Here is a 24054-nt window from a genome sequence, read left to right as displayed (position 1 = left end):
GGTCAACTACCTAATTTTCAGGGAAAAAGTACCTGAATTTTCCCCCTGATCACTCCCATGCCTGGTACTTTTTGATTGACAAAAAGTCTAAAAGTCTTACCCAACAAGGTTTTTAGATTTATTCAGCAGACCCTATTTAGGAGTCAGGATTGGGCTTTTTTCTCCCTTCTCCCTTCTCCCTTCTCCCTTCTCCCTGCTATCTGCAGCCGATGACCCTATCTGAACAAGAAAGACAACAACTCTGTGACACTGCTCGGGAAGTGGCGAAACTTTCCTATTCTCCCTATTCCCGTTTTCGGGTGGGGGCAGCGGTCTTGACAAATAAAAAGATTTATGCTGGTACTAATGTAGAGAACGCTAGTTATGGCTTGAGTTTGTGCGCGGAAAGGGCAACTTTAGCGCAAATAATCGCAGCGGGCGATCGAGAAGTACGGGCGATCGCTATAGCCTGTATCGATGGGAAGGATGATATTAGTCAGTTAACTCCCTGCGGAGCCTGTCGTCAATGGATAGCCGAATTAGCGCCGCAAGCAGAGATTATTATCTGTGGAAATCAGCAAAATTATCGTTTTCATCTCTCGGATTTACTGCCTTTTTCCTTTCATTTTTAACTGTGGGCAAAGCTGACCAAAAATCATTAACCTCTCTAATTTCTACTAATACATCTTCATTATCAGGAAAATAAACTTACTCTAATAACTCAATAATTTTACCTTTTTTAATTCCTTTAACTAACATAATATCAACTCCTTCTAAATGCTCTGGATCGTAGAATTCAACATAGAGAGGATCATCAAAAACAGTTTTTGCCGACTCAAATGAGACTTCGTGCTTTGATAGAATTTTTATTCCAGTCAAACTGCATAAAGCCATTATACGACTACTCACTGAAACTGATGGCACATTTTTGATATGTTTTGTCTATTACTTGAACGGGATATATTCAACTGTATTGAGCCATTCTTCAGGTTCATAAGCCCAAGTAAATTTCCAGTGATGTTGCTTCATATCCAACACTTAAGTGGCTAATAACTACATTTTATCTCCTCCGGTAGCGACATTTTTAAATCTTTCTTGGGCAGCAGAAAAAGCCTCTTTCATCACCCTTTGAATCCTCTTAGGATCGGGTTTTTTACCCCCCATTAAATCGCCAAAATAGACACAAGCGCCCTCTCCTAGGGCCCAGGTATAGGCAGCAGACCAAGAAGCGGCGATGACACTGCCAAAACCGGGGATAAATTTCACCAATTCCCGACCGATGGCCTGGGCCAAAAAGCCGCCAGCGATCGCACTGACGACTCCACCGGCTTGGGATGGGGTTAAGACTTGACCGTATAATTTGCCTAAAACCCCCACCATTGACACTTGTAGGGCGGTTAACACGGGCATAGTCGCTAAGGGTAAGGGAATCGCCGCCAAGGTCGCCGCTATGACGGAAAAGGCTAACATATAGCGTCGGGCCACGTCCCGATAGAGATTGCCTAATTTATTGCTGGTTTCCCGATCTAAAAGTTGGTGGATGGTGTTAGCCTCGGCTTTTGGCAATAAATCGGCTAAATTGTCTCTAAATGCCTCTAAACCGTAAAAAACAGGGTTGTAACCGTCTTCCTCTAGGGTGAAATCGATTAGCACAGAATTATCATATAAATCCTTAAAAGTTTCTTTAATTTCTTGATAGGCGCGATTGATATCCTCGAAATCGGGAGGATAAGGGGGATGATCGGCGGTATTAGGAGGATAAAGCTGATGAAGGCAGGTGACAGCCAGTAAACAGGGTATTTTAGGGTATTTTTGCCGCAGTTGTTTGGTAATTTCCAGGAGGCTATCGGTGGCAAAATCATTAATTTTTACCGTCACGATAAAAACCTGGGCGCATCCCGTATTTTCGGCTAAATCTGCTAATAATTCCGCGATTACCGTGTCTGTGTGTTGATAGGCATCCCCTAACCCCACCGTATCGGTAAAAATCAACAGGGGTAAGTCTTCCGCGGGGTAGGTGTAGCGCTGGGTGTTTTGGGTGTGGGGACGGAAACCCTGCCCGACGATTTCCGCCGAAACTCCCGTTATCCCCCGAATAATCGAACTTTTTCCCGTTTGGGGTTTGCCGATTAACAGCGCCTCGGTGGTGGGTAATTCTTGACGGACTTTTTCTAAAATTTCCGCCACTTGACTGTCACTAACACTAAACCACTGGAGAACAGTATTAGTCAACTGGTCGATGGGGAGTCTTTTCATCACTTCCCCCGTGAGACTATTCCAAGTATTGACCAAAGAATCAATGGGCAGTTTATTAGTCATGGGGATTAGAAGGGTTTATGATAACTAAAATAGAGATTTTCAGCGATAGAATCAGACGATGACAAAAGCCGCAATTAGTCCGCAAGATTTATCATGGCCTTTTTGGCCAATTGTACCACTTTATCCCTACGGTCAAAGACGGACAATTCGCCAAGAAGTGGTGAAAGATACGCTCTGGACATTTGAGCAATTGCAGGGTATTTTTTATGTGGTCGTGCCGATTCGCATGACGGTAATTAAGTTAGCATCTGGGGGTTTATTTGTTTATGCACCAGTGGCCCCGACTCCTGAATGTATTCGCTTAATGCGTGAGTTGGAAAGTCAACACGGGGAAGTTAAATATATTATTTTGCCGACGATTTCTGGGATTGAACATAAGGTTTTTGTCGGTCCTTTTGCCCGTTATTTTCCTAAGGCTATAGTTTATGTTGCTCCTAATCAATGGAGTTTTCCTCTTAATTTACCTTTGAGTTGGTTGGGTTTACCGGCAAAACGAACAGAAATTTTACCGGCTGACTCGGCAACCACTCCTTTAGGAAAGGATTTTAGTTATGAAGTTTTACCCGCAATTGATCTGAATGTGGGATACTTCTCGGAAGTGGCTTTTTTTCATCACTACTCTCAAACTCTGCTGCTGACCGATGGAATTATTTCTATCCCAGAAAATCCTCCGGCTATTTTAGAATTAGACCCCTATCCTCTCCTGTTTCACGCTAAAAATAGTGCTAAGGATTTGGTGGAGAATACCCCAGAAAATCGCCGTCGGGGTTGGCAGAGAATTTGTCTTTTTGCTCTTTATTTTCAACCTCCGGTTTTAGCTGTTCCCAATTGGATTAAGGTTTTTCGAGATGCTTTTACTGCTAAGGAAAAGAGTAAAAAAGCCTATTTTGGTTTATTCCCTTTTCAATGGGGTGATGATTGGCAAAGGACTTTTTTAAATTTGCGTCGAGAGGGGAGGTTAATAGTAGCACCCATTTTGCAAACTTTGATTCTTAATCGCACTACTGACGAGGTTAGTCAATGGGTTGATAGAATTTGCCAATGGCCGATTAAACAGGTTATTCCTTGTCATTTTGCTAGTCCGATTCAAGCTGATAGTCAAGAGTTTAAACAGGCTTTTTCTTTCTTGTTAAAAGATTCTTATTTACCTAAAGATGACTTGGAATGTTTAGAAAGTATTGATAGTTTTTTAGTGCGCTGGCGATTGACTCCTCCTCCCGATAAAAAATTGTAATTTATGGCTAAGAACTGCTATAATGTATGCGGTTGTTAGTTTATTGCTAATCAAGGTCATGCAAATTCCCGAAAATCCCAGTAATGATGACATCAGAGCGGCGTTGATTCAATTAAGTGATGAAGTTAGTGATTTGCAAGAAAAATTCAGCCAATCACAGGACGCATTCAGTAAGTGGCGAGATGAAATAGGACAAAAAATTGATCGCATAGATTATAAATTTGATGCCTATCAAAAAGGTACAGACGGTATGGTGAGAATGGCTACTACTATCATCATTGCCACCGCTTCTGTGGTAGTTTTATCTAGTCTTAGTCCTGCGGTGACAGCAATTATCACCGCTTTATATTCTGCTAATGCTCATTAGTTACTTTATCGCTCAATTCTGGTGTGTTACTATCTTTCCTGAATTTTTACCCGTTTGTTTAATTGATTCATAGTCAAGGAAATCACCAGATTAAAGAATAAATAGGTTGCCATAACTACTATTAACATTTCTACAGCTTTTCCTGTCTGATTAGCGATGGTACTAGAGATAGCATAAATATCATTATAACCGATAGCGATCGCTAAACTAGAGTTTTTAACCAGGTTTAAACATTCATTAGTTAAAGGAGGAATAATCACTGGCAAAGCTTGGGGAAAAATCACTAATCTCATCACTAATAAAGGTTTTAATCCCAAGGCTTTAGCTGCTTCCCATTGTCCCCGATTAACCGATTGAATTCCCCCCCGTACTGTTTCCGCGATAAAGGCAGCTGTATAAACAGTTAAACCGATTAAGAGGGTGGCAAACTCAGAAGAAAGATGTAAACCAAAGTCAATATTTTGATTAATAGGATTAACTTGGGGACTTTGCCATTGTAAACCCCAGATTAGAGGAAATATAACTAGGATTAGTAGGCTAGTTAGACATAAACTAAGTTTATTTTTTAGATATAAAAATACTGAGAAAATTATTCCTAAAGCAATGATAGCTAAGGCTAACCATGTCCTGAAACTATTAGCGGGGAAAGGTAAATATACTCCTGAGTTATTTAAAAATACCCTGCCAAAGAACTCTAGAGAGTCCTCAATCTTCGGCAGTTTCAGAAATACCGCAAAATACCAGAAAAATAATTGTAATAATAGAGGAGTATTGCGAATAGTTTCCACATAAATTGTTGCCAACTGACGAATTAACCAATTATCCGACAAGCGACCTAACCCGATGACTATTCCCAGACTAATCGCCAAAAATATGCCAGTAATCATAATGCGGAGGGAATTAACTAATCCCACCAAAAGAGCGCGAAAATAGGTATCGGTGGGACTGTAGGGAATAGGAGAGTCACCAATCGCAAAAGAAGCTGGTCGGTCAGGATCAAAGAGAAAGCCAAAGCCAAAACTTAAGCGTAAGCGTTGGAAATTAATCACTAAATTGTGGCCAAAAAACCAGAAAATTAGGCAGACAATTAGCAGGATAATTACCTGTAGAAAAATCTTCTGAAATCGATCATCGTACCAAAAAGAATTTTTTTGAGGTAAAGTCATATTTATTATAAGTAAGTGGTTCTAATTAAATAGAAAATAGATTTTGCCTCTGATCCCCCCTGCCACCCTTGATAAGGGGGGTGCCGATAGGCGGGGGGATCAGACAATTTTTAACACCTACCTACTTATATAGTCCAGAATTTGTCACAAAAGAAATCGGTGACTTTTGGCCACCGATTGAGAAAATCAACAAATATTTAGATAACTCCGAGACGGGAGAGACCGAGGATAACACCGGCGCCGAGGACATGACCAAAACTGGTAGTACCTAGTAAAGCGCCTAATCCCATACCACCGAATAAAGCGGGGGAAGGTAAAGCAGGACCGACATTTTGTTGTTGAATAGTCGCTTTACCGAAAGCAATAGCGAGAATATTGCAGATAATCATGACAATCGCCACTTTGGGACTCCATTCGTTGGAACCTTGCACGGCGGTAGCGGCCATTAATAGGGTTGAATACATTGAAATTCTCCTGAACAGGTCGTTTTAAGTTTTTAATCTTAAAGGTAGTTTTCACCCCACATCACTCCCTGTTGCAATACTTAATAATCAAAAGCACAGGAGTCAACGATACGGCCGATTCGTCTTCACTTCTGAACTACTCGCTTAGTACAAATTTAAGTTTAAGCCTACTTCTTTAGCGAAGACGGCTAATCCTTTCTTTTCAATGGTTTTGATAGCTTTGGTGGAGATGCGTAGTTTTACCCAACGGTTGCCTTCCGACCACCAGACTCTTTTCCATTGTAGGTTAGCTTCTTGTAATTTTTTGGTGCGACGGTGGGAGTGGGACACCGCATAGGCGTTATTGGCCTTTTTCCCCGTCATAGTACAGACTCTAGACATAATTTACTCCTGTGCGATCGATGTTTGTCAATAGTCAACCTTTCTAGTTTAACTCAAATCTCGCCAGAAGTCCCCCCTTCCCCCTGGGTGAAGTGAACGGAGATAAATTTAACAGCAAGTGGGGGGATTAAGAAGTTGATTAAACTGGTTCACTGCTCAGACAATTTCGACAATTGCATCAAAGGTAATGGTGAGAATATTGTCAACAAATTTAGTTGTAATTTGTTACTGAATAGAAACTATTTTAATAAGTTTTAAATAGTTTCTAGCATTCTGGTTAATTCATTTTTATTTTTCCACAATTTAACTTGACAATTTTGGTATATTTTTGCGATAAAAGGAGCTTGATTACCTTGGGTTATTCTCTCGATTTTATCGATTGTTTCCACAAAAATATTAACCATTGTTTGACGAGGTAAGTTACCAGAAACTAGAACAAATACTTGAGCATGATAACGGGCTATCTGTTGAACTTCTAAAATATTTCTACCAATGTTTACATCTTTAGTTAATACTATCCATCCTCTTTGACTAACAATAGGTAGCCACTGCGTATCTGGTGCATCTGGGGCAAAATGAGCATGATGAAATTCAATCTTAACCCCTATTTTTTGCAAAGCTTCACCGATAGACTTTCCTAAAGCGCGGTCTATAAAATAGGTGTATTGATAGGTCATACTGCTTGGCAATTGGACTCGAATAAAATCGCTTTTTCAATTTGCCAAGGTTGACAATTATAATCATTGGCAATATCTTCTATAGAGTCCCCCGCATCATAAAGTTCTGTGACAATTTTAGTGGGAATTCCTGTTCCTTTGATAGTGGGTTTTCCGAAGGAAATATTCGGGTCTATCATGAGGACTTTATCAGTGAAGTCTTCCCCCTTTAGGTTGATAGTGGGAAAAAGCCTTGTGGCGATATCTTGTTCATCCCATTCAATACGAGTTAAGAGATTATTTAAGACTTGTTTCATCGCTAATTGTCCCGAACGGGAGGCATTAATTAAATGTTCAAATTGTTCGATAAAAAGGTCAATTACATCGGTACTAAATTGTTTTTGAACTAGAGGATGATCGGTGTTAAATTGTTCACTAATATAGTCTAGGGTAAGTCTAACTTTATCGAGAGGGATGTTATGAACGGTGTGAATGACTCTTAAAACGTGCGCTTCCACTAAGTTAGTAAAGGAAAGTTGGGGAATATTCGGATTAGGCCGTTGAATGAGGGGTAAAAACTCTTTTTGTCCTTTTTTGGTGGGGTAGGTGCGTCCCTTTACCCAGGTTCTCAGAGTGGGTAAAGGAATATGGAGATAGCGCGCAGTATCGGCTATAGTATAGGTGGGAACATGATAGAGATGCTCTAGAGATAAGGGAGATGACACTTTGACCATCGTTAATATTTTGGTGAAGTTGTTGGGATGAGATTATCGCCTATCGATTATCTCATTTTAGCTAATTTTGGTATCCTTGAGGATAGGGATAAAGTAGAATGAGCGCATCTCAGGGGACATTGAAAGCAAATGAGGTTATATTTTATCTATAGAAGAACGTTTATAGGCTGCACCGATAATGACTAATTCACTGCCAAAATATCTAGAGGAAATCACTGGCATTTATCAACAGGGTAACGCCACAGAACACAGTTATCGTCCTGCTTTAAAAAAATTAATTGAATCCCTAAATAATAACCTACAAGCTCTCAATGAACCGAAAAGGATTGCTTGTGGCGCTCCGGATTTTGTGATTAATCAGGGTATGGTAGAAATTGGTCATCTGGAAGCAAAAGATATCGGAACTTCTCTCAAAAAGGTTGAAAATACTCCCCAAATAAAACGTTATTTACAGGCTTTGGGTAACTTAATTATCACCGATCATTTAGAATTTCGTTGGTATGTATCGGGAGAATTGCGTCTATCAGCTTCCGTGGCAACTCTTAATCAAAAAAAGCAAATTAAACCTGATTCCCAGGGTATTTTGCAAGTAGAACAAATGTTCTGTCAATTTTTTCTCTCGAAAGTTATTCAGATAACAACACCGCGAGAATTAGCGAAAAAAATGGCCGCTTTAGCGCAGTTAATTCGGGATGCGATCGCACAAGCTTTAAAAGATCAAGATTGCGGGGGAATGCTGCGGCAACAATTGCAATCTTTTCAACGAGTTTTAATTAGTGATCTCAACGAAGCGCAGTTTGCCGATATGTATGCACAAACAATTTGTTATGGTTTATTTGCTGCGCGCTGTAATACGGATCAAATCAGTTCTTTTTCCCGGGAAACGGCAGGATTTCGACTGCCAAAAACTAACCCTTTTTTGCGGGGAATTTTTCATCAAATTGCTGGTACAGAATTAGATGAGCGGATTACTTGGGCCGTGGATACTCTAGCCACTATTTTACAACAAACAGACATGGAGGGGATTCTGGGCAGCTTTGGAAAACGCACCCGCAAGGAGGACCCTGTAGTTCACTTTTATGAGACTTTTTTAGCCGAATACGATAGTAAAATGCGTGAGTCTAGGGGGGTTTATTATACTCCTGAACCCGTGGTTTCTTACATGGTTCGCAGTGTGGACTATATTCTGAAAAATAAGTTTCAGATTCCTAAAGGTTTGGCCGATGCCAAAAAAATTACTATTAAAAATCCTAATAATAGCCAAGAAACTCAGGAAGTTCACCAAGTTTTAATTCTGGATCCTGCTGTGGGAACCGGTACTTTTTTGCACTCTGTTATCGATTATATCTATGAGAGTTTTCGTCAACAGAAAGGGATGTGGTCTAGTTATGTGAGTCAGCATCTATTACCGCGTCTCTTTGGGTTTGAGTTACTGATGGCTCCCTACACCGTAGCACACATGAAGTTAGGTTTACAACTTCAGGAATTAGGCTATGATTTTAGTGCCGATGAACGCTTAGGAATCTATCTCACTAACACCCTACAGGAAGCTTTTCAAATTCCCCCTGCTGACGGTTTTTTAAATCGTATTCGCGATGAAGCAGCCGCGGCAAAAGATGTTAAGCAAGAAATGCCAGTCATGGTGATTTTAGGCAATCCACCCTATTCCTATCAGTCGATGAATACTGATCCTTGGATTGTGAATTTGGTTAAGGATTATTATCAATTAGATGGGAAACCATTGGGAGAGAGAAACCCCAAAGGTTTATTAGATGATTATGTGAAGTTTATTCGCTTTGCTCAGTATCGGGTAGCGGAAACTGGTTATGGAGTTGTGGCGTTAATTACAAATCATGGTTATTTAGATAACCCAACTTTTCGGGGAATGCGTCAAAATTTGATGCAGACTTTTGATGAGATTTATGTTTTAGATTTACATGGGAATAGCAAGAAAAAAGAAGTTTGTCCCGATGGTTCACCCGATCAAAATGTGTTTGATATTCAGCAAGGTGTAGCGATTGCATTTTTTATCAAGTATCAAGATAGTCAGCAAGATTTAGCGAAGGTTTATCATGCTGATTTGTGGGGTGTTAGAGAGGTTAAAGAGAATAGGGAGTTAGTTGGGGGTAAGTATCATTGGTTAGATGAAAATGATATTAGTTCAACTGGATGGTTAGATATAGAGCCTAGACATGAATTCTATCTGTTTACTAAAAATAACAAAAATCTGCAAGAAGAATATGAAAAATATCCTAATTTGTCTAATCTTATACCTGTTAATTCGGTTGGTTTATATACTGCAAGAGATGATTTAACTATTCAATTTACGAAAGAAGATATTTACTCAATTGTCAATAAGTTTATTTCACTACCAGTAGAAGAAGCTAGATCATTTTTTTGTTTAGATGAAGACTCAAGAGATTGGAAAATAGATTCAGCACAAAAAGATATTAAAATATTTGATCATTCTCAATCAAATATTTCTTTGATTAATTATCGTCCATTTGATAACAGATTTACTTACTATACAGGTAGATCTAAAGGATTTCATTGTATGCCCAGAAATGAAGTCATGACTCACTTAATTCAAGGTTATAATCTTGCTTTGACTACTTTAAGAAGACCAAGAAATCAAATAGCGGCTAATTTCTTTGTCACTAATACAATTACAGACAAATGTATTATTTCATCGCTAGATAATGCCAATGTTTTCCCCCTTTATCTTTACCCAACCAATACCCCAACTTTATTTGACACAGAACCAACCAACTCGCCAAATGGTCGCCGTCCCAATCTAGCACCAGAATTTATTAAGGAACTTTCCGCAAAGCTTGGCTTAGAATTTATCAGTGATGGCAAAGGAGACGAAAAGAAAACCTTTGGACCGGAAGACATTTTTAACTATATTTATGCCGTCTTTCACTCTCCCCAATATCGCCAACGTTACGCCGAATTTTTAAAAATAGACTTTCCTCGTGTTCCCCTAACCAGTGATAAAGAATTATTCTGGGAATTAGTCAAAAAAGGTGACAGATTAGTGCAGTTACACCTCATGAAAGGGACAGGAAAAGAAATTAGTAGCTATCCCGTGGCGGGTTCTAATCTAGTGGAACAGGTGAAATATGACGAAAATAAACAACAAATTTCGATTAATTCTGACCAGTATTTTGCGGGGATTCCGCCGCAAATTTGGAACTTTTATATCGGCGGTTATCAAGTGTGTCAGAAGTGGCTAAAAGACCGCAAAGGTCGCCACCTTAGCTACGATGACTTAGAACATTATCAACAAATTATCTCCATTTTGGGAGAATCGATCGCAATTATGGAAACTATAGATATAATTATTAATAAATATGGTGGTTTCCCCTTTAGTTAACCGACGCTTGAGAGAACATTAACCTAATTTTTGCCCACGGCTGCCCTTCCTCTTATCTTTGGGTGTATCTCACATTTGCAGAAATACCGACAACCAGCAATTATCAGTGACTCTTAAATTATCACAGATATATCAGCAGCTGTCTGTAAGCATCCCACCGAAAAACTAATGCGCGGGGGGCTTGGGGGCGGCGCCACGCACCCAACGGGGGGTTTGGGGGGTAGAACCCCCCAAAAGCTTGGATTGAGTGATAAAACTGGAAGTAATGACCAATTTTAGAAGACAGTTTCCCTTTAAAAATCCCCACTCAGCAGATTTATAAAAACGAGATACACCCTTATCTTTTCACCGATAAATGACTCTCCACTCCCAACGAGAGTGATACAATTGTTAACACCACAGACCAAGAGCCAATCGAAGCGAGAGAATCAAAACTGCTATGTTAAAAGCCCTACTCGGAGACCCCAACGCCCGCAAAATTAAAAAATTTCAGCCCCTCGTCACCGAAATCAACCTGCTGGAAGAAGATATTAAAAACCTATCCGATGACGAATTAAGGAGCAAAACCAGCGAATTTAAGGAAAGATTGGACAAAGCGAGAAATTATGAGCAAAGAGAGGAGATTCTCGAGGAAATCCTCCCCGAAGCTTTCGCCATTGTCCGGGAAGCGGGCATCCGAGTCTTAGGGATGCGTCACTTTGACGTACAGTTATTGGGGGGAATGGTACTGCACAAAGGACAAATCGCCGAGATGAAAACCGGGGAAGGAAAAACCCTAGTTGCCACTCTCCCCGCTTATTTGAATGGATTGACCGGAAAAGGGGTTCACGTCGTCACCGTTAACGATTATCTCGCCCGTCGTGACGCGGAATGGATGGGGCAGGTACATCGCTTTTTAGGGTTAAGTGTGGGACTAATTCAAGCCGGTATGAGTCCGGAAGAAAGAAAGAAAAATTATGCCTGTGACATCACCTACACCACTAACAGCGAACTCGGCTTTGATTATCTGCGCGATAACATGGCTACAGTGATGGGGGAAGTTGTCCAAAGACCCTTTAACTACTGCGTTATCGACGAAGTGGACTCCATTCTTATCGATGAAGCGAGAACTCCATTAATTATATCAGGAGCGATCGATCGGCCCACAGAAAAATATATTCTCGCTGCCGAAATCGCCAAGCAATTAGTGCGCCAAGAAGTAGAAGACGGACCGGGAGACTACGAAGTTAACGAAAAAGACCGTAACGTTTTAATGACCGATGAAGGCTTTAAAAAAGCGGAAGAACTATTAGAAGTTACCGATTTATACGACCAAGAAAATCCCTGGGCGCACTATATTTCTAACGCTATTCGTGCCAAAGAACTCCAGAAAAAAGACGTTAACTATATCGTCCGCAGTGGTGAAATTGTTATTGTTGATGAGTTCACGGGACGGGTATTACCGGGGCGACGTTGGGGCGATGGTTTACATCAGGCAGTGGAAGCTAAGGAAGGGGTAGAAATTCAACAGGAAACCCAAACCTTAGCCACGATTACCTATCAAAACTTTTTCTTACTCTATCCGAAATTATCCGGCATGACCGGGACGGCCAAAACTGAAGAAACGGAACTAGAAAAAGTCTATAACCTGCAAGTAACAATTATCCCGACTAACCGCGTTTCTCGTCGGCAAGATTTAGCCGATGTGGTCTATAAAAATGAACAGGCAAAATGGAACGCCGTCGCCGAAGAATGTCAACAAATGCACGAAGAAGGCCGCCCGGTTTTAGTCGGTACTACCAGTGTAGAAAAATCGGAAGTGCTTTCGCTTTTATTACAGGGAAGAAAGATTCCCCATAACTTGCTTAATGCTCGTCCAGAAAACGTGGAAAGGGAATCGGAAATCGTCGCCCAAGCAGGCCGGGCCGGCGCTGTGACAATTGCCACTAACATGGCAGGACGGGGAACCGATATCATCCTCGGTGGTAACTCCGACTATATGGCCCGATTGAAAATTCGCGAGTATTTAATGCCGAAATTAGTTATGCCCGAAGATGACAATTTGGCTTTTAGTTTACCCAGTTTAGGAGAACGAAATCGACCGCAAGGATTCGCTCCGGGTAAAAAGAAAAAAAACTGGCGCGCCTCGGCGGAAATTTTTCCCACTGAGTTACCGAAAGAGGTAGAAAATACCCTGAAAGAAGCGGTTAAATTTGCCGTTGATACCCACGGAACTCAAAGTTTACCGGAATTAGAAGTAGAAGAAAAAATCGCTATTGCGGCCGAAAAAGCTCCCACGGATGACCAGGTTATTCAAAAGTTACGGGAAGTCTATAAATTAATTCGCAAAAGTTATGAAGATTACACAGGTAAAGAACACGATGAGGTAGTAGAAAGAGGCGGACTGCACGTTATCGGGACGGAACGCCACGAATCCCGCCGTATTGACAACCAATTGCGAGGCAGAGCGGGCAGACAGGGCGACCCCGGTTCCACACGCTTCTTTTTAAGCCTAGAAGACAATTTATTGCGGATTTTTGGGGGCGACCGCGTGGCGGGTTTAATGGATGCCTTCCGGGTGGAAGAAGATATGCCCATTGAATCGGGAATGTTGACTCGTTCCTTGGAAGGAGCGCAAAGAAAAGTGGAAACCTTCTATTATGATGCCCGGAAACAGGTGTTTGAATACGACGAGGTGATGAATAATCAACGGCGCGCTATTTATGCCGAACGTCGTCGGGTTTTGGAGGGGATGGACTTAAAAGAACAGGTGCTGCAATACGCCGAAAAAACCATGGATGAAATCGTCATGGCTTATATTAATCCCGAACTGCCGGCGGAAGAATGGGATTTAGAAAAACTGATTAGTAAATCTCAGGAATTTGTCTATCTCTTGGCAGATATTACCGCTAAAGATATCGAGGATATGAGTGTTAATGATATCAAGATGTTCCTCCACGAAGAAGTTCGCAAAGCTTACGAAATTAAAGAACGTCAAGTTGATAGTATTCGCCCCGGTTTAATGCGCGATGCCGAACGTTATTTTATCCTGCAACAAATCGATATGTTATGGCGCGAACACCTGCAAGCTATGGAAGCTTTACGCGAGTCGATTGGTTTACGCGGTTACGGTCAAAAAGACCCCCTAATTGAGTATAAACAGGAAGGCTACGAGATGTTTTTAGAAATGATGATTGATATCCGTCGTAACGTGGTTTATTCCCTGTTCCAATTCCAACCGCAAGGACAACCCCAAGCAGTGGCTAGTGAATAGTAAAAACTAAAAGTTGGCTTAAATTGGGGAGAATTGGCTAAGGCTAATTCTCTCATTTTTTTACCCCAAGAAATCAGTCACCCACAATCCACACTAGGACGAAAATTATCAGTCCAATCACTCCATAGGACAGCAACGACCCCAAAAAATTGAGGATTTGTACGGGAAAATGAATCAAAACTTGGTAAGTAAAATCGGCAGCTGCCAGCAAGGCAGCGAAAAACATAATCACAAGTGTTATCATGCTTAATATCTTCTCAATCTGATAGAATAAATGGCTATCCTTTGCGGGAATTGGCAGTGGATAGTCAGAAGTTAGGAGATTATCCCCAAGAAAAAACTCGGAGTTACTCTCCCGATTCTACCGCAATTTTAACAGCGATCGAGCTATACTAAATCTTATCTAACAAGTATAGAGTGGCAAGTGGGAAGTGGGTTTTTAAAGTTGGACTGGCAGTTAATGATACTATCAAAAATCAATTTAGTATAAGCTTTCATTGTATTGGGAAAAACTTCAGCAGAATAGTTCATCCTTCCTAGCTAATTAGCTAATAAGGACAAGTCAGGGAAAATATTTCCCCGGTTCCCGTTCCCTTTTGCGATAAGATAATTAATATAACTCCAAGAGGACTGCTCTATGAATATTCGTATTGGTAACGGCTACGATATCCACCGATTGGTGACAGGAAGACCTTTAATTTTAGGAGGAGTAGAAATTGCCCATACTGTCGGTTTATTGGGTCATAGTGATGCCGATGTCTTAACCCACGCTATCATGGATGCCATGCTGGGGGCGCTTAGTTTAGGCGATATCGGTCATTATTTTCCCCCCACAGACCCGCAATGGCAAGGGGCGAATAGTTTAAAATTATTAGAACAAGTTAATCAATTAATTATCGATAAAGGTTGGCAGATTAATAATATTGATTCGGTAATTGTCGCCGAAAAACCGAAAATGAAATCCCACCTTAGTGCGATGCGAACCAAGTTAGCAGAAACTCTCAAGATTAATCCGGAACAGGTGGGAATTAAAGCCACTACTAACGAACAATTGGGACCGGTAGGACGAGAAGAAGGTATCGCAGTTTATGCCGTGGTTTTATTGGTTAAGGAATAAGTAATTAGTAAGAATTCGCTCAGATTAAATATCCCAAACCTATGAATATAGACACAAAAATATTAGAAACTGTCGAAGCAATGCCAGAGTTATTAAAAATAGAGCTGCTTCACTATGCTGAATATTTGATGGCCAATTATCAATCAGATGTTATTATAGAGAAATCTTCTCTTAGGAAACGTCGTTCAGGAATTTTACAAGGTACATTTACCTTGCCTTTGTCCGATGACTTTGATCAGTCTTTGGAAGATTTTCAGGAATATATGTGATGACATCTTTTCTTCTGGACACCCATACTTTCATCTGGTTAACTGAAAACGATCCTAACTTGCCTAATAATCTTCGGGAGGAAATTGATTTTGCTCCTGAAGTTTATGTCAGTATTGTTAGTCTCTGGGAAATTGCGATTAAGTTAAATTTAGGTAAGTTAGCCCTACAAAAAAGTTATGAAACCATTGAAACTAAACTAGAAGCATCAGATATAACCTTACTGTCTATATCATTTTCTGATACTCTAAAAATTTGTACTTTACCCTTGCATCACCGTGATCCATTTGATAGAATGCTAATTGCTCAATCTCTAAACAGATCGCTAATTCTAATTAGTAAAGATACTAAATTTGATGCTTATAATGTACCAAGAAAATGGACGTAATGCCCCGTTCGGATCAATTCTATTCAAGATGAGAGCAAAATAAATTTCCTAATTACCCATAGATTTCTAACATTCATTCCCAAATTCTCTCTATGACTGCCATTATCCAACAAATAAAAGAACGCTTTTCCCAATCCCTAGTTAAATCCTTTGGGGAAAACTTCGCTGATACCGATCCTCTAATTGTGGCCGCTAGTAACCCCCGTTTTGGCGATTATCAATGTAATATTTCCCTCTCTTTAGCCAAAGAATTAAAACAAAAACCGCGGGAAGTGGCGGCAACTTTACTAAAAAATCTAGAGATAGATGATCTCTGTCAAACCCCCGAAATTGCCGGACCCGGTTTTATCAATCTTACCCTTAAACCCGGTTATCTAGAAACCCAATTAAAAGACCTAATTACCGACAACCGTTTAGGAGTTGCCGCTGCTAACCCCAGTCAAAAAATTATTGTCGATTTTTCCAGTCCCAATATTGCCAAAGAAATGCACGTTGGTCACTTGCGATCAACTATAATTGGTGATTGTATTGCCCGGATTTTGGAATTTCGTCATCATCAAGTAATTCGTCTTAATCACGTCGGGGATTGGGGTACTCAATTCGGGATGTTAATCACCTATCTACAAGAAGCTTATCCTAGCGCTTTAACCCAAGCAGATGCCCTCGATTTAGGGGATTTAGTTAGCTTTTATAAAAAGGCAAAAATTCGTTTTGATGAAGACGAAAAATTTAAAGAAACTGCCCGTCAAGCGGTAGTAAGATTACAGTCGGGTGATCCTCAAAGTCGTCAAGCATGGCAGTTACTTTGTCAACAATCACGGCGGGAATTTCAGAAAATCTATGATATTCTCGATATAAAACTGACCGAAAGAGGTGAATCTTTTTATAATCCTTACCTTGAGGCAGTAATCAGAGAATTAGATCAACAGGGATTGCTAACAGAAGACAACGGTGCTTTATGTGTCTTTCTCGATGGTTTTACCAACAAAGAGGGCGATCCTTTGCCCCTAATTGTCAAGAAATCCGACGGCGGTTATAATTACGCTACCACCGATTTAGCGGCAATTTGTTATCGAGTCCGGCAAGATAAAGCTGAAAGAATAATTTATGTCACCGATGCTGGACAAGCTAACCATTTTGCCCAAGTATTTCAGGTGGCTAAAAAAGCGGGATTTTTACCCGATAATGTGGCAGTGGTTCACGTCGCTTTTGGATTAGTTTTAGGGGAAAATGGTAAAAAATTAAAAACTCGTTCCGGGGAGACGGTAAAATTACAAGAATTACTCGATCAAGCGATCGCCTGTTCCCTAGCTGACTTAGAAAAAAGACTGGCAAGCGAGGAAAGAGAAGAAACCGGCGATTTTATCGCTAAGACTGCCAAAACTGTCGGATTAAGTGCCGTTAAATACGCCGATCTCAGCCAAAATCGCAATAGTAACTACGTTTTCAGTTACGACAAAATGCTCAATCTGCAAGGCAACACCGCCCCCTATATGCTGTACGCTTACGCTAGAGTCCAGAGTATCAGTCGCGAAGGTGGTATTAATTTTCAGGATTTAAGTGCCAATTCACCGCTAATTCTCAAGGATGAAAGCGAATTAATTCTGGCTAAACAATTACTGCAACTTCCGCAAGTAATTAGCACCGTGGAAGAGGATTTATTACCCAATCGTTTATGTGATTATCTTTACGAACTCAGTAAAAAGTATAATCGTTTCTACGAAAGTTGCCCTGTACTCAAAGCGGAAGAACCGATTAAAACCTCTCGTTTAGTTTTGTGTGATTTGACGGCAAGAACCCTAAAATTAGGCCTATCTCTCCTAGGAATCTCCGTTTTGGAAAGAATGTAAATCAGTTATCAGTTATCAGTTATCAGTTATCAGTTATCAGTTATCAGTTATCAGTTATCAGTTCACTGTTTACTGTTTACTGTTCACTGAAAAATTCATAATTCCCACACCCCACACCCTACACCCTACACCCCACACCCCACACCCCACCCGTTGGATTGCGTATCTTTGACAAAAGCGGGTGCTATTTTATACCCCGAAAAAATGTACTATGCTGACGTGAAAAAACCTGAGTTTTTGCTAACCTAGAAATAGCTCTAATCAGAGCCAATATCTTTGGACGAAGCTTAGAGATTAATCTAGATAAACTCACTCGTGACGTTATCTATTGTCCTCTGTTGCCTATTCGCTTTCAATAGATTCTGTCTAGTTCACTCCTATCATTCGGCGAGATAATTCTGTCTCGTCATCGCTAGAATGCTACTCCCGCATCTGGGCTGCTGGTGCGATAAGCCACATCCGTTATCCCAGAGATGTTATTGTTAAAGCGGTCAAATGTCTGAACGTCCTAGAGGATTTTCGGGAAAGATTGTTCGCCCTCTCGTAATCTCAGATAGAACCTTATGAGTCAATCAATAGAAGGTAAAGCCATGACCAATGCTGATGTATCAGATTATACCACAAATAAAATAATTTTGTCTAATTGGATTGCCCCTTGGTCGAAAGGCAATCGGAAAAACCCGTCACCGCAACCAAAATGGGATTTATGGCAACCCCTGCGGCAACGAATTGATCGCCTAGAGATTAATACGCCTGCACTAGCCCATCAGATTTGTCGTCTAATTCCGGCTCAATGTCCCTTTGCGCGGAAAATTACCCTATTTAGTCGGACAATTCTAGAGATTCCGCCCCTTTGCAAGCTAAATCCCCTCTACGAAAACCTAATGATGTTAAGATTTCGCGCTCTTTCTTACCTAGCCGATGAATGTGGAGAGGATATCGGTGCTTACTGCTAGAATGGGTGAGTGTCTTTAATCGCCACACCTATGGCCATCATCGCTCTGAAAGCTTGGTATCTGGACAAATACGAACCTATCCGCGAGGTTGTCAAACGTCCCCACGACTTGCGCTTAAGTCGCAATAGTCTCTTAAAATCGGGTTTAAGGGCCGATTTTCTCGATGATAGTCTGACGATACAGGGTTCTGTCTGGTTCCAACGCTATCTAGAAGGGGAAAGGGTGGAATTTTACCTCGAAGGTAGTGGCGGTTACGTCATCTCGAATATTGACCTGATTTCCCAAGAAATTTACTTTACTAAACAGGACCTCAGCACTTGGTTGGATCCCGTCATTTATTTTAGCTCCCAAAGCCAATTTAAGGACTCTAGCACCGCTTTAAAAACAATTTTGACCGAAACCGTCGAAAATCTCAATAAACGCTCCCGTTTGCCCTTAACCATCGAAGAAACGCCCCGAACTGAGGGCAATGTCACTAGATTGAGTGATAGTCAATTACGCAAAATTCGCAAAAGTTTATTATTTATTGCCGATGCTACGGCGATTAGCCAAAAGGAAACGGAATTACTGCCCAGTCCCCTAGTGGGTGTAGAATTAGGTTATGCGATCGCTTGTAAACAGGGCGGACAAATTCTGCTAACCTATCAAAATCGAGCGGAATTAAAGGGTAAACTAGCTTTTGACCTGCCAAGCTACCAAAAATTAATTTTCTCGGATCTTAGCGAATTGCGTCTCACTTTTCCGCCTTTAATGGCAACTTTATTACAAAAATTCAATCTGATTAGTTAAAAAAATGAGTAGAAAAGCTGACGAGTACGCCGTACATTTGTTCTTAAGCAGTGGACATCGCGAGGAAGTCCGTTTTTTGACTATCCAAGAATTTCAAAAGTGGTACAGCAACGAATTAGTTCCGAAAGCCGATTCCCAGGATTTTATCAATGTTCCGATCAGAAATATCCAAGGGGAATATATGGTTTTACGTCCGGCTAGTATCATTGCTATTCGCGTGGAACCCGTCTTTTTTGGCAGTGTGGAAAGAATGTAATTTGACGTTATCCCTAAAAAAGATAGTTAGATGCCGAGAATTTCAGAGATTATTGATAATTCTTTCAATATCAGCTTGAATTTGATGGCTGACTTTGCCTTGCCAGCGTTCTTTTAATTCCCTTAATCCCACTTCTGCGTATTGACAGATCTTATCTAAAACTTCTTTGCCATCGCTGGGTTGAGGATAGGAATTCTTTTTACAGATAATATAAATTCCTGCGGTTAAAGCTAAAATAACTTCTGGATCGATTTGGCTAATAGTAATTAAATCCTGTCGATTATTTAAGGTTATTCCGTAGATACTGAAGTCTTCTCTAATGGCAAAAGCAGCGGCGAATAAATAAGCATCTACCATGCGCTCAAAAGTTTTATTATCTTTTAGTATCTGTAGATAATTTCTGGAAGTTTCCGAGGCATAAATCTTCAAACTGGGATCGATTCTTTGCATTAGTGACTCTCCATCACTTCAATCACGGAAGCATCTTCATCGGCAGCTAAACGGTGTATTTTTAAAATATCAGTAGTGTGGGGATGCAGCAGATTTAAAAGTGGATCGGGAAGATCGCGATCCGTGGCTAAAATAATTACTTGGGAGTTTAAATTAGGGAGAGAGTTAATAATATTTTTTTGATGTTCTTCGTCTAAATGACCGAAAGGTGTATCCATAATTAGGGGAACACAAGTATCGGTTATTTGATTTAAACCGGTTATAAAAGCAAAAGCTAAAGCTTCCTTTTCTCCCGCACTTAAGACATCGGGATGTAATAATTTTCCTGTGATGGTACGGATTCCTAAAGTGTATTCGGGAGTGATTTCTACTCCTCTATATTCCTCCGGTTTGTTGGTTACTTGTAAATAGCGATCGCTGGTTGCTTGATTAATCATTTTTTGGGAATTATCGATATGCCATTCGATTAATTCGTTAGTGGCATTTTTTAAACCTCTGGCCATTTTAACCTGATTAGATAACATCAATGTGGTCTGATTTTCACTAGCTAAAATTTCCACTTCTTTGCGTAAATTTTCTAATTGCTTTTCTTTGATTTCAATTTCCTTTTGCAAGCGTTCGACACTTTCTTCAATCACCTTAACTTTTCGTTCCGATTCGTCAACTTTTCGCCAAATCTCCCTCACCGAGTCTTGATCCATTCCCGTGGTTTCCTGTTTTAGCTGTCTAATATGTTGATTAATTTCTTCGATTTCTTCTTCTAAACGATCTCTTTGTAAAAGTAATTGACTATAGTTGCTAAATTTAGCATTATCTCGCATAATTCCCTGTAAATCAATTCTAATTTGGTCTTTTTCTATTCTGGTAGCGTTGTCCACTTCTAAGGACTCTAGTTCGGCAATTTGTTGAAGGATAAAGTTCCGAGAATTTTTATCTAAACAACGACCACATAGACAGCTTTCATCGTCAAGTATTGCTTTTAAAATTACTGTAGAATTAGTTTTATAAGTGCTTTTTAAGCTAGTAACTTGCAAATCATCGACCATTTCCTGTACAAAGTTAATCAGCAAAGGTATCGAAGCTTTTTTTAACCAAGAATCAATAGACTTTTGCTGGTTATTTAACTGAGTTTGTAAACCGATACGCTTTTTCTCTAAGTTATGAATTCCCTCTAATTTTTCTCGTAAACTTTCAATCTGAGCGGCTTTTTCTTGAGCGTCTTGGTAGATAATTATAGCATCTTTTTCGCTATTTCTGGCATTTTTAAGCTGACCTTTTTTAAGATCAATGTCTTCTTCTAATTCTCGCATCTGTTGCATTTTATTCCTAAAAACTTGACTGGTTCCTTCTGCCTTATTAAGACGGTTTTCTAATTCTTGTAAGGCTTTTTCTGTATCATCGCGCAGATTTCTTAATTCAGGGATACCCAAAACTTTTTCAATTGCTTCTTTTGCTTCTTTAGTTTGAGTTATCTGGGTATATTGTTCGATTTTTAAGCCATCAAAACAGAAAAAATCTCGAATTGACTTGGGAAGTAATGCTTCGATATATTCCCTAGAGTTACTTCCTTTCATGGTTCCATCTTCATAAAATAATGCTTCCTCTACGCTGGGATAAAAAGTGCTACCATTACCTTTTAATTTCGCTGTGCGACTGATAAAGTAATTTTTCTCGTTTTTAATAAAATTTAATTCTACCCGCATTTCTATTGCCGGTGAAGAATCTCCCTTACCTCGATAAAAATAGGTTTTCAGAGTCTCTTTAGATACAATATCTACCCCATAGAGACACCATAAAATCGCCGTCATCAGAGAAGTTTTACCGTGGCCATTATTACCGAAGATAATCTGAATTTTTCTGTCGGGATGCAGGTTAAAAGTAATATTTTGACTAGGGTAACATTTCCAATTAGTTAAGCGAATTTGTTTCAGTCTCAAAGTCATAGAGTTTATTTATTGTGGGGAGTCGGTATATTTTTCGATAAGTTTGACAATTTTAGGTGATAGCCGCCGATTTTTTAGAGTAATTTTTGCTACTTCTAAAGCCATGGCTTCCTTTAGCAGTTGGGGAGGTATATCATATTTTTGTGCCAGTTCTTGAATTTTAGCAGTTATGTCCATAAATTTTCTGTGGGTTGGGGAGTGGGGATTGTCAAGTCTTAATTCTTATTTGCCAAGAGATACCTTGATGATGAGAAATTTTATAACAGACCTGAGTAGGTAAGGCCATAGTAACTTAATGCTTGGACTAATTTGTTGATAACTGCAGCTTGATTGCTGGCTGCCCCGGCAAAATCAATAACTCTTTTGATCTCCGATGCAATTAATTTTACCTCACTATCGTCCCCAGGGGGAAAGACATCGATTAAAGTTGCTTTTTTCTTGTCCACCGGCTGCTGGGATAATTCTGCTGCGACGTTGAATAAATTGACGGGGATAACTGTCGGCAGCGAGGATAATTCCCTGACTGACTTGTGGGATATCAACTACCTCATCGAGACATTTTACTGCCACTAATGCGTCAAGATTTCCCGAAGATAACTGTGATAATAACATAACTCGATCGCTGTCTAAGTAACTATAGCGGGCGACTCTTTTTACCTGACGCACCAATCGGGTACTAATCTAAACAAGGTAGATAAAATTTGTCAATGACATTATGTTAATTACTGTGATATTCTTCTAATAATTTTAATTGTTGTAGTGGCAATTTAAATTCCTCCTCGATCTCGTTTTAAATCATAAATGACTTTTTCATAACACCAGCTTTTACTGCGTTGGGGATTTCTCAATCTAATATTTAAAAGCAATCGAGTCGCTAAAGCTTTATCTCCATTCACGAGGGTTAAAAGTTCTCTTTCTAGGTAGAAAAGTTGATTCTGACTGGTTGGCAACTTTTGACGATTATTTTTAGAAGTAGATCTTTGTTGATTCTGACTGGTTGGCAACTTTTGACGATTATTTTTAGAAGTAGAGCTTTTCGCTTGAGTGCTAGATAAAGATACGGTATCGACTAACCACCAGATAACTACAGCTAACCCCAATAACAGCACTCCCATAAAAGAGTATAAAACGATGCCTAGTAAATTCATTCATCAATTCCCATATTTGTTAATGATCAAGGTTTTCAGTCAATCTACTCTCAACCTTATACAAAAATACCATAAAAGCTAAAATAGATAGTTGACAGTGATCCTGACCACAATAGCAATATAGAATAAACCGCCTTGTATTACCGTCTTCTTCTCGATTTTAATACCCTAGAAAACGGGTTAATTGCCTTAACGTCCGAACAAAGTCATTATCTTAAAAAAGTTGTTCGTTTAAAATCCCATGACCGTTTTATTGCCCTAAATGGACAAGGACAAGCGTGGTTAGCAGAAATAATTGATAATTCGGCCTATCTTTTAGAAGCGATAAACGAAACCACCGAACTACCAGTACAAGTGAATTTAATGGTAGCAATTCCCAAAAATGGCTTTGATGATATCGTTCGCGCTGCCACCGAATTAGGAGTTTATCGGATTATTCCCCTGCTGACAGAACGCAGTTTAGTTAATCCTAGTCCTCAAAAAATCGACCGTTGGCGAAAAATTGCCCGGGAAGCTGTAGAACAATCAGAAAGACAGATTATTCCTATTATCGAAGAACCACAACCATTTTTAGCCATCCTTAACCAGGGAGCTAACCCAGGGACAACTTGTTATATTGGTGTTACCCGTAGAACAGTGGACCCGCTACTTTCTCAATTGCAAACATCAACCGAGATAACCATTGCCATCGGACCGGAAGGGGGATGGACGGAGGCAGAAATAGAACAAGCGATCGCTGCTGATTTTCTACCTGTATCACTGGGAAAACGGATTTTGAGAACAATTACCGCTCCCTTAGTGGCTCTCGCTATCATTAACGCCTATTTAGGGTCTGCTGAATAAATCTAAAAACCTTGTTGGGTAAGACTTTTAGACTTTTTGTCAATCAAAAAGTACCAGGCATGGGAGTGATCAGGGGGAAAATTCAGGTACTTTTTCCCTGAAAATTAGGTAGTTGACC

26 protein-coding genes are annotated in these 24054 nt (G+C 40.0%); 14 read left to right on the top strand and 12 right to left on the bottom strand.

All coding sequences use genetic code 11. The features are described 5' to 3' along the window. Positions 1–209 precede the first annotated feature (209 nt). A complete protein-coding gene (cdd, locus tag IM319_RS20100) occupies positions 210–611 on the top strand; it encodes a cytidine deaminase (protein ID WP_287736691.1) in 402 nt (133 codons plus the stop codon). A 76-nt stretch (positions 612–687) separates the two neighbouring features. Here cdd and IM319_RS22795 read toward each other — a convergent pair whose 3' ends face one another. Next, positions 688–873: a BrnT family toxin gene (locus IM319_RS22795; RefSeq protein WP_287684874.1), complete on the bottom strand. Its 186-nt coding sequence runs from the start codon at positions 871–873 to the stop codon at positions 688–690. A gap of 159 nt (positions 874–1032) precedes the next feature. After that, on the bottom strand, positions 1033–2298 hold the full coding sequence (locus tag IM319_RS20090; RefSeq protein ID WP_287736690.1) for a YcjF family protein: 1266 nt from the start codon (positions 2296–2298) through the stop codon (positions 1033–1035). A 58-nt stretch (positions 2299–2356) separates the two neighbouring features. On the opposite strand from IM319_RS20090, the gene IM319_RS20085 reads away from it, so the two are divergent. Together IM319_RS20085 and IM319_RS20080 are read left to right on the top strand one after the other, a co-directional pair. After that, a complete protein-coding gene (locus tag IM319_RS20085; protein WP_287736689.1) occupies positions 2357–3532 on the top strand; it encodes a DUF4336 domain-containing protein in 1176 nt (391 codons plus the stop codon). 58 nt (positions 3533–3590) lie between these two features. Next, positions 3591–3899, top strand: a complete 309-nt coding sequence (locus tag IM319_RS20080) for a hypothetical protein (protein WP_002798015.1) — start codon at positions 3591–3593, stop codon at positions 3897–3899. Positions 3900–3928: 29 nt separating this feature from the next. Here the strand turns inward: IM319_RS20080 and IM319_RS20075 are convergent, their stop codons facing one another. The 5 genes from IM319_RS20075 to IM319_RS20055 form a co-directional block, all read right to left on the bottom strand. After that, positions 3929–5065 (bottom strand): amino acid ABC transporter permease, encoded by a 1137-nt coding sequence (locus IM319_RS20075; RefSeq protein WP_287677239.1) that lies wholly within the window; start codon positions 5063–5065, stop codon positions 3929–3931. A 197-nt stretch (positions 5066–5262) separates the two neighbouring features. Next, a complete protein-coding gene (psaK, locus tag IM319_RS20070) occupies positions 5263–5529 on the bottom strand; it encodes a photosystem I reaction center subunit PsaK (RefSeq protein ID WP_287079330.1) in 267 nt (88 codons plus the stop codon). A gap of 144 nt (positions 5530–5673) precedes the next feature. Next, the gene (gene rpmB / locus IM319_RS20065) at positions 5674–5910 is read right to left on the bottom strand and encodes a 50S ribosomal protein L28 (RefSeq protein ID WP_002775299.1); all 237 of its coding nucleotides are present in this window, start codon (positions 5908–5910) and stop codon (positions 5674–5676) included. A 254-nt stretch (positions 5911–6164) separates the two neighbouring features. After that, complete coding sequence (locus IM319_RS20060) at positions 6165–6587, bottom strand: hypothetical protein (protein WP_287736688.1); 423 nt, start codon at positions 6585–6587, stop codon at positions 6165–6167. Continuing rightward, entirely contained in the window at positions 6584–7300 is a 717-nt protein-coding gene (locus tag IM319_RS20055; RefSeq protein ID WP_287736687.1) for a DUF433 domain-containing protein, read from the bottom strand. Before IM319_RS20055 ends, IM319_RS20060 begins: the two co-directional genes overlap by 4 nt. Before the next feature lie 178 nt (positions 7301–7478). On the opposite strand from IM319_RS20055, the gene IM319_RS20050 reads away from it, so the two are divergent. From IM319_RS20050 to IM319_RS20005, 10 genes are all read left to right on the top strand, one after another. Further along, positions 7479–10676: a type ISP restriction/modification enzyme gene (locus IM319_RS20050; RefSeq protein ID WP_287736686.1), complete on the top strand. Its 3198-nt coding sequence runs from the start codon at positions 7479–7481 to the stop codon at positions 10674–10676. A 439-nt stretch (positions 10677–11115) separates the two neighbouring features. Continuing rightward, on the top strand, positions 11116–13929 hold the full coding sequence (secA, locus tag IM319_RS20045; RefSeq protein WP_286825359.1) for a preprotein translocase subunit SecA: 2814 nt from the start codon (positions 11116–11118) through the stop codon (positions 13927–13929). Between the two features lie 234 nt (positions 13930–14163). Beyond that, positions 14164–14325, top strand: coding sequence for a hypothetical protein (locus IM319_RS20040; protein WP_286825358.1), 162 nt, complete (start codon positions 14164–14166; stop codon positions 14323–14325). 241 nt (positions 14326–14566) lie between these two features. Next, positions 14567–15046, top strand: a complete 480-nt coding sequence (gene ispF, locus IM319_RS20035) for a 2-C-methyl-D-erythritol 2,4-cyclodiphosphate synthase (RefSeq protein WP_287684858.1) — start codon at positions 14567–14569, stop codon at positions 15044–15046. 41 nt (positions 15047–15087) lie between these two features. Beyond that, positions 15088–15315 carry a type II toxin-antitoxin system VapB family antitoxin gene (gene vapB, locus IM319_RS20030; RefSeq protein WP_286825355.1) on the top strand — a complete coding sequence of 76 codons (228 nt, stop codon included), beginning with the start codon at positions 15088–15090 and terminating at the stop codon, positions 15313–15315. Next, positions 15315–15701, top strand: a complete 387-nt coding sequence (locus IM319_RS20025) for a type II toxin-antitoxin system VapC family toxin (RefSeq protein ID WP_045361180.1) — start codon at positions 15315–15317, stop codon at positions 15699–15701. Before vapB ends, IM319_RS20025 begins: the two co-directional genes overlap by 1 nt. 92 nt (positions 15702–15793) lie before the next feature. Next, the gene (gene argS / locus IM319_RS20020; protein ID WP_287736685.1) at positions 15794–17551 is read left to right on the top strand and encodes an arginine--tRNA ligase; all 1758 of its coding nucleotides are present in this window, start codon (positions 15794–15796) and stop codon (positions 17549–17551) included. Positions 17552–18114: 563 nt separating this feature from the next. Further along, positions 18115–18507 carry a Mo-dependent nitrogenase C-terminal domain-containing protein gene (locus tag IM319_RS20015; protein ID WP_287685083.1) on the top strand — a complete coding sequence of 131 codons (393 nt, stop codon included), beginning with the start codon at positions 18115–18117 and terminating at the stop codon, positions 18505–18507. Between the two features lie 30 nt (positions 18508–18537). Continuing rightward, positions 18538–19296, top strand: coding sequence for a hypothetical protein (locus IM319_RS20010; RefSeq protein ID WP_287736693.1), 759 nt, complete (start codon positions 18538–18540; stop codon positions 19294–19296). A 4-nt stretch (positions 19297–19300) separates the two neighbouring features. After that, positions 19301–19552 carry a hypothetical protein gene (locus tag IM319_RS20005; protein WP_286825350.1) on the top strand — a complete coding sequence of 84 codons (252 nt, stop codon included), beginning with the start codon at positions 19301–19303 and terminating at the stop codon, positions 19550–19552. 42 nt (positions 19553–19594) lie between these two features. Here IM319_RS20005 and IM319_RS20000 read toward each other — a convergent pair whose 3' ends face one another. The 5 genes from IM319_RS20000 to IM319_RS19980 all read right to left on the bottom strand — a co-directional run bounded on the left by IM319_RS20000 (position 19595) and on the right by IM319_RS19980 (position 23093). Beyond that, positions 19595–20002: a hypothetical protein gene (locus IM319_RS20000; RefSeq protein WP_287736684.1), complete on the bottom strand. Its 408-nt coding sequence runs from the start codon at positions 20000–20002 to the stop codon at positions 19595–19597. Next, positions 20002–21945, bottom strand: a complete 1944-nt coding sequence (locus tag IM319_RS19995; protein WP_287736683.1) for an AAA family ATPase — start codon at positions 21943–21945, stop codon at positions 20002–20004. Before IM319_RS19995 ends, IM319_RS20000 begins: the two co-directional genes overlap by 1 nt. A gap of 9 nt (positions 21946–21954) precedes the next feature. Then, on the bottom strand, positions 21955–22122 hold the full coding sequence (locus IM319_RS19990) for a hypothetical protein (RefSeq protein WP_287736682.1): 168 nt from the start codon (positions 22120–22122) through the stop codon (positions 21955–21957). 216 nt (positions 22123–22338) lie between these two features. Continuing rightward, positions 22339–22611 (bottom strand): helicase-related protein, encoded by a 273-nt coding sequence (locus IM319_RS19985; RefSeq protein WP_287736692.1) that lies wholly within the window; start codon positions 22609–22611, stop codon positions 22339–22341. A gap of 101 nt (positions 22612–22712) precedes the next feature. Continuing rightward, positions 22713–23093, bottom strand: a complete 381-nt coding sequence (locus IM319_RS19980; protein ID WP_287736681.1) for a hypothetical protein — start codon at positions 23091–23093, stop codon at positions 22713–22715. Positions 23094–23228: 135 nt separating this feature from the next. Between IM319_RS19980 and IM319_RS19975 the strand changes: the two genes are divergently transcribed. After that, positions 23229–23936: a 16S rRNA (uracil(1498)-N(3))-methyltransferase gene (locus IM319_RS19975; protein WP_287736680.1), complete on the top strand. Its 708-nt coding sequence runs from the start codon at positions 23229–23231 to the stop codon at positions 23934–23936. Positions 23937–24054 lie beyond the last annotated feature (118 nt).

Origin of the sequence: Microcystis sp. M113S1 (assembly GCF_020246945.1) — a bacterium.
Taxonomy (GTDB): Bacteria; Cyanobacteriota; Cyanobacteriia; order Cyanobacteriales; family Microcystaceae; genus Microcystis.
This window is presented reverse-complemented; position numbering and strand designations above follow the sequence as displayed.